Below are 12,935 nucleotides of genomic sequence, written 5' to 3'. Positions count from 1 at the left end.
GAGCAGGAAAGAGCCCCGCTTCGCGAGAAGCGGGGCTCTTTCCGTACTGCGGCGATGCCGACGCATGCCGGCCGCGGGTGCAGCGGTGTTACTTGAGGGTGACGGTGGCGCCGGCGGCCTCGAGGGCCTCCTTGGCCTTCTCCGCTGCTTCCTTGGTGACGCCTTCGAGGACGGCCTTGGGGGCGCTGTCGACAACGTCCTTGGCTTCCTTGAGGCCCAGCGAGGTGAGCGAACGAACTTCCTTGATCACTGCGATCTTCTTGTCGCCTGCAGCCTCGAGGACGACGTCGAACGCGGTCTGCTCCTCTTCGACCGCTTCGGCGCCGCCACCGGCGGGGCCTGCGACTGCAACTGCAGCAGCGGTGACATCGAAGGTCTCTTCGAACAGCTTCACGAAGTCCGAGAGTTCAATGATGGACAGTTCCTTGAAAGCTTCAATGAGCTCTTCGTTGGTGAGCTTCGCCATGGGAGGCGTCCTTCCTGTAGTGGTGCAGGGCACCGGAGTGTATGGATCGAAGGGAAACTAGTTCGCTTCGGGTGCTGCGGCTTCCTCGGCGGGAGCCTCGGTCGGAGCTTCTGCGGGGGCAGCGGCTTCCTCGGCAGCAGGAGCATCGGCGTCGGCTGCAGGTGCAGCGCCGCTTTCCTCCTCGAGCTTGACGCGCAGTGCGTCGACGGTGCGTGCCAAGGCGGACATCGGTGCCTTGAGGACACCTGCGACACGGGCGAGCTGGAGCTCACGCGACTCGAGGGCCGCCAGGGCGATGACCTCGGAAGCGTTGAGGGCCTTGCCCTCGAAGATTCCGGTCTTGATGACGAGCTTGGGGTTGGCTTTCGCGAAATCCGTGAGGCTCTTGGCCGCAGCGACGGCGTCACCCTTGATGAAGGCGATCGCGGTGGGCCCGGACAGCTGGCCGTCGAACGCATCGATGCCTGCCTCCTTCGCCGCGATACCGGTCAGGGTGTTCTTGACGACCGAGAACTTGTTGTCGTTGCCGAGGGCACGACGCAGGTCCTTGAGCTGAGCAACAGTGAGCCCGCGGTATTCGGTCAGGACAGCGGCGGTGGAGTCCTTGAAATCGGTGGTGATCTCGTCCACTGCAGAAACCTTTGTTGGCGTTGCCATAACCCTCCTTCCGGGGATATGCGCCGGCTTTCCAGCTCCAATGAAAAACGCCCCGCGCAGATGCACGGGGCTTTGCTCGACACGGGCGCGTGGCCCGTGGAGAGGAGCTTCGTATCACCTGCGTAGGCCGTCCCTCACGGGAACTTTCGGATCCGAGTCCTTCTTCCGGGCGGCGCACGACTGCGCTGGAGGGAAGTGGAGGTGGATCGACCGACGGTCTTTGGTTCCTCAAGCGTACGCGACGTGCGCGGGCCGGCCAAATCGCCGTCGGCAGGCCCGCGTCCAGGGCTATGGAAGGACCTTCTGCCACCCGGCCGTCCGCCCGACCGGCCGGAAGCCGAGTGCCACGTTGACGGCGAGCATGAACGAGTTCTCTTCCGCGTTCCACGTGTAGACGCGCCGGGCATCGGGCCATTCCCCGAGTGCGCGGCGGAGGTTGGCCGCCTTCAGCCACATACCGAGCCTGTGCCCACGGTGTTCCTCCAGCACGAGGGTGTCCTCCTGGTACACGACCGCCGGCCTCGACCCGAAGCGTTCGAGGATGGTGTGCCCCACGAGCTGCCCGCTCGACCTGTGCTGCACGGCGCAGACGAGCGTGGTGGCGCCGCCTTCCAGCGCCGTCGCCTCCTCCCGCCGGATACGCCCCGCATCCCACGACTCCTCCTCCTGGGCGAACCCGCCCAGGGGCGGGTCCGTGCTCATCCGCTGCCTCAGGAGCGCGTAATCCGCCACGAGGCCGTCAGGACACCGGTCCGTCCACCCGACGAGCCCGTAGTGCCCCGACCCCATGCCGGCTGCCTCGGACTCCTGCACCTCGAGGCCGCCCGCTATTCCGTCCGCCGGACGGAGCCCTGCGAGATCGAGGACGCTCTGGCGGTCCACCTGGACGAGCTCGAAGCCGGAGCGCAGGGCGAGGACCGAGGAGGCGTCATCGGCCGGGAAGCCACCGGCGCCGGTCGGGGGCACGAGCACCGGCCCGCCCGCCCCGTCCGTGGGGGCATCGGACCAGGACATGAGGACCGTCCTGCCCCGTGCTGCGGCCTGCCGCTGGGCGAAGGCGAGCAGGGCGGTTGCCGTCCCCCGCCGCCGGTGGGCGGGCAGTACCTCGATCTGGAGGTACGCCGTCCGGAGGTTGTCGCGCTGCGGGAAGCCGAGGCGGGCATTGGCCACGATCTCCCCGCCGACCCGTGCCACACCGAGTACCCGCTCGCGATCCGGCATCGGCTGCATCATGGTGAGGCGTTCCGCCACCTCCAGCCGGAAGTCGTCGTGCCCCCACAGGGCGCGCTCCACCTCGTTGCTGACCGCGGCGCTCCGTGCGAAGTCGATGCCGCCGGCCGCGTCCGGGGTCGCGGGAATGGGAAGCTGCTCGATGGTCGTGTCCATCGGCCCAGCATAGGCGCACTGATTGGGATATCTCAATCACTAGTGCTGCCGAACACGGAAAAGCCCCGCGGCGCGTGCCGCGGGGCTTTTCCTCCAGGCTGACCTAGACGGTGTACACCTTGGTGACGCTCGGGTCGACGGGGATGCCGGGACCGAAGGTCGTGGAGACCGTGGCCTTCTGGATGTAACGGCCCTTCGAAGCCGAAGGCTTCAGGCGGAGGATCTCCTCGAGTGCGGCGGCGTAGTTCTCGCCCAGCTTCTGCTCGTCGAAGGAGACCTTGCCGATGATGAAGTGGAGGTTCGAGTGCTTGTCGACGCGGAAGTCGATCTTGCCACCCTTGATGTCGGTGACAGCCTTCGCGACGTCGGCCGTGACGGTGCCGGTCTTCGGGTTCGGCATCAGGTTGCGGGGGCCGAGGATCTTTCCAAGCCGTCCCACCTTGCCCATGAGGTCAGGGGTGGCCACCGCTGCGTCGAAGTCGGTCCATCCGCCGGAGACCTTCTCGATCATGTCGTCCGAACCGACGAAGTCGGCGCCGGCCGCGATGGCCGCTTCTGCCTTCTCGCCGGTCGCGAAGACCAGGACACGAGCGGTCTTGCCGGTGCCGTGGGGGAGGTTCACCGTGCCACGGACCATCTGGTCCGCCTTGCGGGGGTCGACTCCGAGACGGAACGACACCTCCATCGTGGCGTCGAACTTCGAGGGGTTGGTCTCCTTCGCGAGGACTACCGCTTCGAGGGGGGTGTACTGCTTGTCCGCCTCGATCTTCGCGGCAGCTCCCTTGTATGCTTTGCTGCGCTGTGCCATCTGCTTGTTCTCCTTATGCAGTCGTGGTCATCGGACCGCGCTGGGCCCTGCCACTCACGGCCGCCCCGCGGTTGCGGCGCCGTCGTGCTGTGAATTGGTGGTGTGCCCCGTCCGGCGGCGCCGGACACGGGCGGGTGGTGGGGACTGTCAGCCCTCGACCGTGATGCCCATGGAGCGCGCGGTGCCGGCGATGATCTTCGCTGCTGCCTGCACGTCGTTGGCGTTGAGGTCTTCCATCTTCATGGTGGCGATCTCTTCGACCTGGGCGTTGGTCAGCTTCGCGACCTTCACCGTGTGGGGCGTGCCCGAGCCCTTGGCGACGCCGGCGGCCTTCTTGATGAGCTCGGCTGCCGGAGGGGTCTTCGTGATGAAGGTGAACGAGCGGTCCTCGTACACCGTGATCTCCACGGGGATGACGTTTCCGCGCTGGGATTCCGTGGCGGCGTTGTACGCCTTGCAGAATTCCATGATGTTGACACCGTGCTGGCCAAGTGCGGGACCGATAGGAGGAGCCGGGTTGGCGGCGCCTGCGTTGATCTGCAGCTTGATGAGGCCGGTGACCTTTTTCTTGGGGGCCATGAAAGGGTCCTTCTCTTGCATTGCGTTCCCGCCGGACAGGAGCGTCCTGCGGGGTGGTGGCCGTTCTGGCGTGACGGCCTGACGGTGCTCCCCGGCCAAGCAAGCCGGGAGCACCGAAGCTTTACTGGATCTTGGTGACCTGGTTGTACGAGAGCGTGACCGGGGTCTCGCGCTCGAAGATCGACACGAGCACGACGAGCTGCTGCGACTCGTGCTTGATCTCCGAGATGGTCGCCGGGAGGGTCTCGAAGGGCCCCTCGTTGACGGTGACGGACTCGCCGACCTCGAAGTTGACGGTGGCCGGGGTGAACTGCGGCTGCACCGGCTTGCCCGACTCGGCGTCGGTGTGCACGATCGTGTGCTCCAGCATGGAGAACACCTCGGACAGGCTCAGGGGGACCGGGTTGTGGGCGTTGCCCACGAAACCGGTGACGCCGGGGGTGTGGCGGACCGCGCCCCAGGACTCGTCGGTGAGGTCCATGCGCACCAGCACGTAGCCGGGGATGCGCACGCGGTTGACGATCTTCCGCGTGGTGTTCTTGATCTCGACGACCTCTTCCATCGGGACCTGGATCTCGAAGATGTAATCTTCCATGTCCAGCGTCTGGATGCGGGTCTCGAGGTTCGCCTTCACACGGTTCTCGTAGCCGGCGTAGGAGTGGATGACGTACCAGTCACCCTCCTGGCGGCGGAGCTTGGCCTTGAAGTCGGCGACAGGATCGGGGGCCTCCTCGGCGGGGGCGTCGTCGTCCTCAGGGTCTGCTGCCTCGTCGATGGCGTCGGCTGCTTCGTCGACGGCGTCCGTGGCGGTGGCCTCGATGTCGGCGTCGGCCACATCGGTTCCGGCGTCATCCGTCCCGGTGGCCCCGGTCTCGTCCGCTTCGGTGTCGTCCGTCTCGGTGTCGTCCGCGAGCAGTCCGTCCGCGACGTCGGTGGAGGAGGTGGCGGCGGAGTCCTCAGCAGGCACGTCGAGGTCGGAGGCATCCGCCTCCGCTGCGTACTCCTCGTTCTCCAGACCATCTTCGGGAGTGATCTGCCGTTCGAGTTCTTGCTCGGACACCTAGCCGCCTGCTTTCGAAAGTTGTCTTGCTTGCCTGTACTCAACCCGAACCGACAACAGCCGTCCCGGGGCGTGCATTCCTGCGGTCGGGGTCAGCTGTCGCCGAACACCCATACCGCGCCGGCCCCGAACAGGAGGTCCAGGGCTGTCACGAGGAGCATCATGATGATCACGAAGGCGAGCACGGTGATGGTGAACCTGACCAGTTCCCGGCGGGTGGGCGTGACGACCTTCCCGAGTTCCGCGAAGACCTGGCGGACGAACAGCATGATGCGTCCGAAGATCCCGCGTCGGGGGGCCTTCTTCTCGGCGGGGCTTCCCTTGGAGCTGCTCGCAGCCGTATCGGTCACCGTCAACCTCATCAATCTGTGTGGTGTTCCAGCCGGACCACCAATGGCGCCCCCAGCTGACCATGTTTACCGCCGCGCGGGGCCTGTGCCTGCGCCGGGGCTTCGTGATCTGTTTCTGCCGTGCCTTCGCGAACTTGCCGCGAAGGCCACGCGCAGGGCAGACAGGACTCGAACCTGCAACCTGCGGTTTTGGAGACCGCTGCGCTACCAATTGCGCCACTACCCTTTGGCTTTGAATACGTACCGCTTCCACTCCGGGCGAGCCCGTCGAGGGCACGATCCATCATGGTGTTTCAACACCGAGGAACAAGTCTACGCATTCACCGGCAGAACGTCGAACCGGGGGCCACGAGCGGTGTCCGGAGGGCGGTCCCAGGGGTCGGTTCCCGGTGCCGGACGGTGCGTCGGGCCGCCGTCGCGCGACCGATCGGGGCCGGACGGGTGCCAGCGCCTAAGCTGGAAGCTGACAAAAGACCCTCACGGAACGGGACCCGATGAACGCGACGACCGACGACTCACTCCGCGCAGCACTCCCCCGGATCTCGCGGCGGATCGACTCCATCGCCGAGTCGGCGACCCTGGCCGTCGACGCGAAGGCCAAGGCCCTCAAGGCGGCCGGACGACCGGTCATCGGATTCGGTGCGGGCGAGCCGGACTTCCCGACGCCGGACTACATCGTCGAGGCGGCGATCGCGGCGGCACGCCAGCCGAGGTTCCACCGCTACTCCCCGGCCGGGGGTCTCCCCGAGCTCAAGCAGGCCATCGCCGAGAAGACCCTGCGCGATTCCGGTTACGCCGTGGACCCGGCCCAGGTGCTCGTGACGAACGGCGGGAAGCAGGCCGTCTACGAGTCCTTCGCGGGCCTCCTCGATCCCGGCGACGAGGTCCTCGTGCCGACACCGTTCTGGACCACGTATCCCGAGGCCATCCGCCTCGCGGGAGGCGTACCCGTCGAGGTGTTCGCCGGCCCGGACCAGGGCTACCTCGCGACGGTGGACCAGCTCGAGGCCGCCCTGACGCCGCGCACGAAGGTGCTGCTGTTCGTCTCTCCGTCGAACCCCACAGGAGCGGTGTACGGGCCGGACGCCGTCCGGGAGATCGGCGAGTGGGCCGCTGCGCGCGGACTCTGGGTCGTGACTGACGAGATCTACGAGCACCTGACCTACGACGGCGTGCCCTTCACCTCGATCGCGACCGCGGCACCGTCCGTCGGCGACAAGATGGTCGTCCTCAACGGCGTGGCGAAGACGTACGCGATGACCGGTTGGCGTGTGGGCTGGATGATCGGTCCGAAGGACCTCGTTAAGGCCGCGACGAACCTGCAGTCGCATGCGACGTCGAACGTGTCCAACGTTCCCCAGATGGCGGCCCTCGCGGCGGTCTCGGGCCCTCTGACGGCCGTCGAGGAGATGAAGGTGGCGTTCGACCGCCGCCGTCGGGCGATGGTGTCGGCCCTGAACGAGATCGAGGGCGTGGAATGCCCCACGCCTCACGGCGCCTTCTACGCGTACGCCGATGTGCGGGCACTGCTCGGCCGCACCTTCGACGGAGTGGCACCGGCGACGTCCGCCGAGCTCGCCGCGCTGATCCTCGAGAAGGTGGAGGTGGCCGTCGTGCCCGGTGAGGCGTTCGGCCCCAGCGGCTTCCTGCGGCTGTCCTACGCCCTCGGCGACGAGGACCTCGCGACAGGCGTCGCCCGTCTTCAGGAGTTCCTCGGCTCGGCGCGGTAGCCCCTGCGGGCCGCGGTTCAGAGCAGTCTGCGCTCCGTGGCCCAGCGCGTGAGTTCGTGGCGCGAGGACAGCTGCAGCTTCCGCAGGACCGCGGAGACGTGCGTCTCCACGGTCTTGACGGAGATGAAGAGTTCCTTCGCCGTCTCCTTGTAGCTGTACCCGCGGGCGATGAGTCGCATGACCTCGAGTTCGCGGGCCGAGAGGCGGTCGAGCTCGTCGTCGACGGCGACGGACGCCGTGCCGAACGCGTCGAGGACGAATCCGGCGAGGCGCGGGGAGAACACCGCGTCACCCGAAGCGATCCGTTGCACCGCGTCGGTGATCTCGGGGCCGGAGATGGTCTTGGTGACATAGCCGCGAGCGCCTGCGCGGATGACGGCGACGACGTCCTCGGCGGAGTCCGAGACGCTGAGGGCCAGGAACCGGGAGCTGGTCCCGCGCTTGGCGCACCGGTGGAGGACCTCCGCGCCGCCGCCTCCGCGGCCGCCCGGCAGATGTACGTCGAGGAGGACGACGTCGGGAGCCGTGGCCGTGATGACGGCCTCCGCCTCCTCGACCGTGGCGGCCTCGCCGAGCACGCGGATGACGGGGCCGAGTGCTGCACGAAGTCCCGATCGGAAGATGCCATGGTCGTCGACGATGACCACGGAGACCGTTCCGGAAACCGCCGCGTCCGTCAGCGGGTTGTCGCCGTCCATCGATACTCCTCCCCCGGCCGCCCTGCCGGCCATTCTCGTTCGTTCGGTGTTCGTCCGGATTCGTTCGGGTTCGTTCGCCGTCGTCGGTCACCGTCGTCGTACTTGGTCGTCGCTCGGTGTCGTTCCCCGAAGCCCCGGAACCGGGGTCGGGGGCTGCCGCCAGCCTAGACGACCGGCCTACGCCTCCCGCCGGACCGCGATGGGTAGCCGCAGCCGCACCTCCGTGCCTTCCGCGTCGCTGCGCAGATCCGACGACCCGCCGTGCCGCGCCATCCTGCTGTGGATCGATTCGCGGATCCCGAGGCGGTCCGACGGCACGGCCTCCGGATCGAACCCGGATCCCCGGTCCCGGACGAAGACCTCGACGGCGTCGGAGCCCGCCTCCAGGTAGACGGACACCGCGACTCCTGCGTGCTTTGCGGCGTTCAGCATCGCTTCACGTGCTGCCTGTGCCAGGGCGTCCTCCGCAGGCCCGAGGGCGGCGTCACCCACCGCGACGACGGCGACCGGGTGGCCGTAGAGGTCCTCGATCTCGCCGGCCATCGCGCGCAGCCGCTCGGCGAGGCTGCCCGGATCACGGGTGGGATCGGCGAACAGCCAGGACCGCAGTTCGCGCTCCTGCGCCCGCGCCAGGCGCAGCACGTCGGTCTCGGAGTCGGCCCGGTTCTGGATGAGAGCGAGGGTCTGCAGGACGGAATCGTGGAGGTGGGCTGCGATCTCCGCGCGCTCCGTCTCACGGACCCGGCCCGCCCGCTCCCTCTCGAGGTCGCGCCAGAACTTCAGGCCCCATGGCGCGAGGACCAGCCCGACGCCGGCGAGGACGGCGAGCACCGCGACGAGCGTGGCCACGGTCAGCGTCCACGAGCCGCTGCTGGACAGGGCGACGAGGACGCCGGCCACCACCAGCACGATGCCCGCGAGCAGCCGCAGCGTCCCGCCAACCCGGCCGGCACCCGCACGGTTCATGACCGTGGCCCGCCGCACCTCGTCCAGCTGTGCCCAGGCCAGGGCCGCCCCCGTCGCGACGACGGCGATCGGGAGGAGGAAGCCCCAGTTGACCTGGACACCGAGCAGCTGCACCACGAGCACGGCTGCCGCGAGCAGCAGTGCCGTACCGAACAGGATCTCCCGCCGGCCCGCGCTCATGGTGCGGTCACGCCATGAGTCGGCATCGAAGGGGCCCGTCGTCGCCGCATCGGCTGTGCCTGCGCCGGCAGGGAGAGGGGCGCGGGACGCTGATGCGTCGACGCCACCGGAGCCACCGGAGCCACCGGAGCCACCGGAGCCACCGGAGCCACCGGAACCGTCCACGCTCCCGATGTGCCCGATGCCACCGGTGCCGGTCGCGGCGCGGTATGCAGTACCGGTCGCGGTACCGGGAGCAGTGCCCGTCGCGGTACCGACGCCCTCCATGAAGGCTGCGGGTCCGCTCCTCCGCTGCGCCTCGGCGGCCTTGTCGGCCGCGGTGGGGACGAAGATCCACAGCCAGGCGTAGAGCACGATGCCGGCACCCGAGGCGAGGGTCAGGAGGGCCATGCCCACGCGGACCCAGGACCGAGCGATGCCCAGGTGCACCGCGAGCCCGGCACAGACGCCGGCGATCACGCCGTCGGATCTGCGCAGCAGCGGGGGTCTCATAGCAACATCACAACACACGGGAGCCGTCCCGGGGACTCTCCCGGAGCAGAATCAGGGCGCTCTCAGGGTTCAATCAGGGTTGGCCCCGATTCCCCCGCTCCCCATCCGGAGGAAGCATGGAGGCATGACCTCAGCACCGAACCCAGGCGGGCCGTCCTGGCAGCAAGAACCGGCCGCTCCGAATCCCTCGGGGCACCCCGCCTCGTCGCCGTTCTACCGATGGATCCGCGGCCTGGACGTCACCCGGGCACCCGACCGCTGGATCGGCGGAGTCGCCGGTGGCGTAGCCCGCCGTACCGGGCTGGACCTCGCCCTCGTCCGTGGGATCATCGTGGTCCTGGCGGTCTTCGGAGGCATCGGGGTGCTGCTCTACGGACTCGCCTGGGCCCTGCTCCCGGAGCCCGACGGGCGCATCCACCTCGAGCAGGCCGGCCGTGGGTCCTGGACGACCGGTCTGACCGGAGCGGTCGCACTGGTGACGGTCGGCCTGTGGGGCCCCAATGTCCCCTTCCACGGTGGCGGCGGTTTCTTCTGGACCGTGTTCTGGATCGGAGCCGTCGTCCTCTTCGTGTACTGGATCGTCAACCGCTCCAGCGACGGCAGGACTCGTCCCGGAATGCCGGGTGGCCCCTTCGGCTCCGGCGGCGGGCCGGGCGGTGGTCCGGTCCCCCCGACGGGTCCGGGCTCCTTCGGGCCAGGTTCCTCCGGGCCAGGTTCGTCCGAGCCGGGCTCATCGGGGCCAGATTCCTCCCGGCCAGGCTCGTCCGGTCCAGGCTCATCGGCGCCGGCCGGCCCGCCTCCCTTCGGCGGGTCCGGACCTGCGGGCTTCGGAGGCTCGACCGGTCCCTTCGGTCCTACCGGGTCCACCGGTCCCTTCGGTCCTACCGGGTCCACCGGGTCCACCGGGTCCACCGGCCCGGATGGTCCTGCGGGTTTCGGAGGCTCCTTCGGTCCTACCGGGTCCACCGGCCCGGATGGTCCCACTGATATCGCGGGTGCCAGCGGTTCCGCCGACGCCAGCGGCTCCCCGGACTCCGGTACCGGGCGCTCCGGACACTTCTCCGGGACCCCAGGCTCCGAAGGTACCGGGAGTCCCGAGAGCCCCGCCGGGGCGTCCGGCTCCTCGCCCGTCGGGGACGACGCCGGGGACGACTCCAGAGACGACTCCAGAGACGACGCGGTGGGTGGCGTCGGTCACGACCACCGGACGGGAACGCACGACCACCGGACGGGAGCCCAGGACGACGACACCTACCGGACCGTCCCCCTGCCCTACCGACCTGACGCACCCACGCAGGCCATCCGCGCCTACCCCCAGCCGTACGAGCCCTACCAGCCGTACCAGGGCTGGGCCGACACCTCGGTCTACCCGGGGTCAGGGGTCTCCGCGACCGGAGCTTCTTCCCGCAGGGGACGGACCCTCGACAACCGCGCACCCCGTCCGTCAGGATCTGCGACGGCGCTCCTCGCGGGTGGTGCGGTGACGATCGCCGCCGTCGTCCTCGCCTTCGACTACACGAACGTCCTCGACGTCTCCAATGCCGTCGTCGTGGCTCTCGCGACGGCTGCGATCGTCCTCGCCCTCGGGGTCGTCGCCCTCGGAGTGCGAGGACGCACCTCGGGACTGGTCGGGCTGACGGCGGCCCTCGCGACGCTCGGAGCGCTCATCGCCTCGTTCACCGTGGCGGGAGGGGCCTGGATCGTCGCCCAGGAGTCGAGGACCGTCCCGGCATCGCTGCAGGCGGCCTCCGACGGGTACAGCGTCCTGGCAGCCCAGACCACGATCGACCTCGCCGACCTGCCACGACCCGCACGCGACGTCGTCGTGCCGGTCAACTCGCTGGCGAGCGACGTGACGGTGATCGTCCCCGAGGACGTGCCGGTCGAGGTGCGTACCCGGATGGCGCTCGGCAGCGCCGACGCCCAGGGCTCCGTGCCGACCCTCGGCACGCCGTCGCCGCAGTTCGACAGCGACGGCGGGGTACTGCAACTGAGCAGCGGTGAATTGAACCCCGACGCGACCGGGGCCGCCCTCATCCTCGACGTGCGGGGCGCACTGAGCGACGTCACCGTCGTCACGGCGCCGGGTACCGACACGTCGCCCACTCCGAGCTCACCCACCCCTGCAGGAGACACACCATGAGTACCTCGCTGACCCGACCGAAGCGCCGAGCGCGCGTCGTCACCATCATCTGGGGGGCCGTGCTCCTCGCCGTCGCCGTCCTGCTCCTCGTCAGCCAGTTCATCTCGTTGACCATCGACCCGGTGATCGTGGCGCTCGGCCTGCTGGTCGGGGTCGGGCTGTCCCTGGTGGCAGGTGGCATCCTGTCACTACGGACGCGGCCGACTCCCGAGGACCACGACGACGATCCTTCGACCTACTGACCACAGAGCACCCCAGCCCTGAACCGAAAGGCACACCATGCAGTCCTTCTACCGGATCCTCCGCTCCTCCCCCGTCAAGCGAGCCCCCGGCGGCATCTTCGGCGGTATCGCATCCGGCATCGCACGGCAGTACGGCTGGCGCGTGAGCTACGTACGCATCGCGATGCTGCTCAGCTTCCTCCTCCCGTTCATCGGCCTCCCGCTCTACCTGGTGCTGTGGCTGCTGCTCCCCGCGACCGACGGCAGCATCGTCCTCGAGAAGGTCCTGGGCCGCTAGGGGACCCGCGCCGCCCACGGAAGGGGCATCCGCACACCGCGGATGCCCCTTCCGCTGTCCGACCTGCGAGGATGGAGAGCGTGCCGAAGACCACCCCCGCCCGCAACTTCCCCCGCCTGCTGATCGCGTCCTGCGCGTTCCTCTTCGTCTCCGGCTACTTCGTGGTGCGGTTCCCCGACGTCGAGGGTGCCAGCTACGCGTCGTACGGCTTCAACCTGCTGATCGCGCTGCCGGCGTTCATCGCGCTCGTGCGGCAGTTCGGTGCGCCACGCGGGGCCGCGGCACTCGCGGCCGTGTCCGTCTTCGGCTACCTGATCGAGGGATTCGGGGTGGCCACGGGCTACCCCTACGGCGAGTTCTACTACGGCGATCCGCTGGGTCCCACGATCCTCGGCCTCGTCCCGTACCTGCTGCCCCTCTCCTACGTCCCCCTGGTCATCGGCGCAGTCGCCGTGGTGTCCGGATCGGGGAGCATGCTGCGGCGGATCGTCCTCGGCGGACTGCTGCTGGTCGTGATCGACGGCGTGCTGGATCCGGGGGCGGTTGCGCTCGGCTTCTGGATCTGGCCGGACGGCGGCCCCTACTACGGCGTGCCGCTCTCGAACTACGCCGGGTGGCTCGTCTCCGGGCTCATCGCATCCGCGCTGATGGCCTGGATCGGAGGCCGCCGCCTCACCGAGGTACCCCTCCGGCCCGGGCTCGTCGACAGCCTCCTGGTCTCGATGTTCCTGTGGCTCGGGGTGTGCGTCTTCTCGGGGCTCGTGTTCCCCGCCGTGCTGGCCGCCGCGCTGATCGTCCTGCTCGTCCGCCGCCGCCTGCAGCTCGCCCGGACCGCGGACACTCCCGGTGCGACGAAGGAATCCGTGGCGGCGGCGCCGCACCCCTGAGGGGTCACCCTGCG

14 protein-coding genes and 1 tRNA gene are annotated in these 12,935 nt (G+C 68.9%); 5 read left to right on the top strand and 10 right to left on the bottom strand.

Translation table 11 applies throughout. The features are described 5' to 3' along the window. Window positions 1-88: 88 nt before the first annotated feature. The 8 genes from rplL to CXQ97_RS10760 all read right to left on the bottom strand — a co-directional run bounded on the left by rplL (window position 89) and on the right by CXQ97_RS10760 (window position 5,532). A complete protein-coding gene (gene rplL / locus CXQ97_RS10795; protein ID WP_104180852.1) occupies window positions 89-466 on the bottom strand; it encodes a 50S ribosomal protein L7/L12 in 378 nt (125 codons plus the stop codon). A gap of 57 nt (window positions 467-523) precedes the next feature. Then, a complete protein-coding gene (gene rplJ / locus CXQ97_RS10790; protein WP_104180851.1) occupies window positions 524-1,123 on the bottom strand; it encodes a 50S ribosomal protein L10 in 600 nt (199 codons plus the stop codon). Between the two features lie 288 nt (window positions 1,124-1,411). After that, window positions 1,412-2,509, bottom strand: a complete 1,098-nt coding sequence (locus tag CXQ97_RS10785) for a GNAT family N-acetyltransferase (protein WP_104180850.1) — start codon at window positions 2,507-2,509, stop codon at window positions 1,412-1,414. A 103-nt stretch (window positions 2,510-2,612) separates the two neighbouring features. Next, entirely contained in the window at window positions 2,613-3,317 is a 705-nt protein-coding gene (gene rplA / locus CXQ97_RS10780; protein WP_104180849.1) for a 50S ribosomal protein L1, read from the bottom strand. A gap of 147 nt (window positions 3,318-3,464) precedes the next feature. Beyond that, window positions 3,465-3,896: a 50S ribosomal protein L11 gene (gene rplK, locus CXQ97_RS10775; protein WP_087030133.1), complete on the bottom strand. Its 432-nt coding sequence runs from the start codon at window positions 3,894-3,896 to the stop codon at window positions 3,465-3,467. 121 nt (window positions 3,897-4,017) lie between these two features. Next, window positions 4,018-4,956 (bottom strand): transcription termination/antitermination protein NusG, encoded by a 939-nt coding sequence (gene nusG / locus CXQ97_RS10770; protein ID WP_104180848.1) that lies wholly within the window; start codon window positions 4,954-4,956, stop codon window positions 4,018-4,020. A gap of 92 nt (window positions 4,957-5,048) precedes the next feature. After that, window positions 5,049-5,306: a preprotein translocase subunit SecE gene (gene secE / locus CXQ97_RS10765; RefSeq protein WP_258062482.1), complete on the bottom strand. Its 258-nt coding sequence runs from the start codon at window positions 5,304-5,306 to the stop codon at window positions 5,049-5,051. A gap of 153 nt (window positions 5,307-5,459) precedes the next feature. Beyond that, a tRNA-Trp gene (locus CXQ97_RS10760) sits at window positions 5,460-5,532 on the bottom strand. A gap of 268 nt (window positions 5,533-5,800) precedes the next feature. Between CXQ97_RS10760 and CXQ97_RS10755 the strand changes: the two genes are divergently transcribed. After that, window positions 5,801-7,036 (top strand): pyridoxal phosphate-dependent aminotransferase, encoded by a 1,236-nt coding sequence (locus CXQ97_RS10755; RefSeq protein WP_104180846.1) that lies wholly within the window; start codon window positions 5,801-5,803, stop codon window positions 7,034-7,036. 17 nt (window positions 7,037-7,053) lie between these two features. Here the strand turns inward: CXQ97_RS10755 and CXQ97_RS10750 are convergent, their stop codons facing one another. Both CXQ97_RS10750 and CXQ97_RS10745 read right to left on the bottom strand, forming a co-directional pair. After that, the gene (locus CXQ97_RS10750; protein WP_104180845.1) at window positions 7,054-7,734 is read right to left on the bottom strand and encodes a response regulator transcription factor; all 681 of its coding nucleotides are present in this window, start codon (window positions 7,732-7,734) and stop codon (window positions 7,054-7,056) included. Between the two features lie 177 nt (window positions 7,735-7,911). After that, window positions 7,912-9,372: an ATP-binding protein gene (locus tag CXQ97_RS10745; RefSeq protein WP_104180844.1), complete on the bottom strand. Its 1,461-nt coding sequence runs from the start codon at window positions 9,370-9,372 to the stop codon at window positions 7,912-7,914. A 124-nt stretch (window positions 9,373-9,496) separates the two neighbouring features. Here CXQ97_RS10745 and CXQ97_RS20555 point away from each other — a divergent pair, with 124 nt between their 5' ends. The 4 genes from CXQ97_RS20555 (at window position 9,497) to CXQ97_RS10720 (ending at window position 12,921) form a co-directional block, all read left to right on the top strand. Continuing rightward, complete coding sequence (locus CXQ97_RS20555) at window positions 9,497-11,515, top strand: PspC domain-containing protein (protein ID WP_181035040.1); 2,019 nt, start codon at window positions 9,497-9,499, stop codon at window positions 11,513-11,515. Continuing rightward, complete coding sequence (locus CXQ97_RS10730; protein WP_104180842.1) at window positions 11,512-11,757, top strand: hypothetical protein; 246 nt, start codon at window positions 11,512-11,514, stop codon at window positions 11,755-11,757. Before CXQ97_RS20555 ends, CXQ97_RS10730 begins: the two co-directional genes overlap by 4 nt. 37 nt (window positions 11,758-11,794) lie before the next feature. Then, entirely contained in the window at window positions 11,795-12,034 is a 240-nt protein-coding gene (locus CXQ97_RS10725) for a PspC domain-containing protein (RefSeq protein ID WP_104180841.1), read from the top strand. Between the two features lie 80 nt (window positions 12,035-12,114). After that, window positions 12,115-12,921 carry a carotenoid biosynthesis protein gene (locus CXQ97_RS10720; protein ID WP_181035039.1) on the top strand — a complete coding sequence of 269 codons (807 nt, stop codon included), beginning with the start codon at window positions 12,115-12,117 and terminating at the stop codon, window positions 12,919-12,921. The last annotated feature ends 14 nt before the right edge of the window (window positions 12,922-12,935 follow it).

Origin of the sequence: Arthrobacter sp. B0490, from assembly GCF_002929355.1 — a bacterium.
In the GTDB taxonomy this organism is placed as follows: Bacteria; Actinomycetota; Actinomycetes; order Actinomycetales; family Micrococcaceae; genus Arthrobacter_D.
Note: the sequence above shows the minus strand (reverse complement) of the source record. Positions and strands in the feature narration are given on the sequence as shown.

What these genes read in the sequence shown, in the direction of transcription:
- rplJ (WP_104180851.1), bottom strand. Translation starts at nt 1,123, where the DNA reads ATGGCAACGCCAACAAAGGTTTCTGCAGTGGACGAGATCACCACCGAT.
- CXQ97_RS10755 (WP_104180846.1), top strand. Translation starts at nt 5,801, where the DNA reads ATGAACGCGACGACCGACGACTCACTCCGCGCAGCACTCCCCCGGATC.
- CXQ97_RS10730 (WP_104180842.1), top strand. Translation starts at nt 11,512, where the DNA reads ATGAGTACCTCGCTGACCCGACCGAAGCGCCGAGCGCGCGTCGTCACC.
- rplK (WP_087030133.1), bottom strand. Translation starts at nt 3,896, where the DNA reads ATGGCCCCCAAGAAAAAGGTCACCGGCCTCATCAAGCTGCAGATCAAC.
- CXQ97_RS10725 (WP_104180841.1), top strand. Translation starts at nt 11,795, where the DNA reads ATGCAGTCCTTCTACCGGATCCTCCGCTCCTCCCCCGTCAAGCGAGCC.
- CXQ97_RS10785 (WP_104180850.1), bottom strand. Translation starts at nt 2,509, where the DNA reads ATGGACACGACCATCGAGCAGCTTCCCATTCCCGCGACCCCGGACGCG.
- CXQ97_RS10745 (WP_104180844.1), bottom strand. Translation starts at nt 9,372, where the DNA reads ATGAGACCCCCGCTGCTGCGCAGATCCGACGGCGTGATCGCCGGCGTC.
- rplA (WP_104180849.1), bottom strand. Translation starts at nt 3,317, where the DNA reads ATGGCACAGCGCAGCAAAGCATACAAGGGAGCTGCCGCGAAGATCGAG.
- CXQ97_RS20555 (WP_181035040.1), top strand. Translation starts at nt 9,497, where the DNA reads ATGACCTCAGCACCGAACCCAGGCGGGCCGTCCTGGCAGCAAGAACCG.
- rplL (WP_104180852.1), bottom strand. Translation starts at nt 466, where the DNA reads ATGGCGAAGCTCACCAACGAAGAGCTCATTGAAGCTTTCAAGGAACTG.
- CXQ97_RS10750 (WP_104180845.1), bottom strand. Translation starts at nt 7,734, where the DNA reads ATGGACGGCGACAACCCGCTGACGGACGCGGCGGTTTCCGGAACGGTC.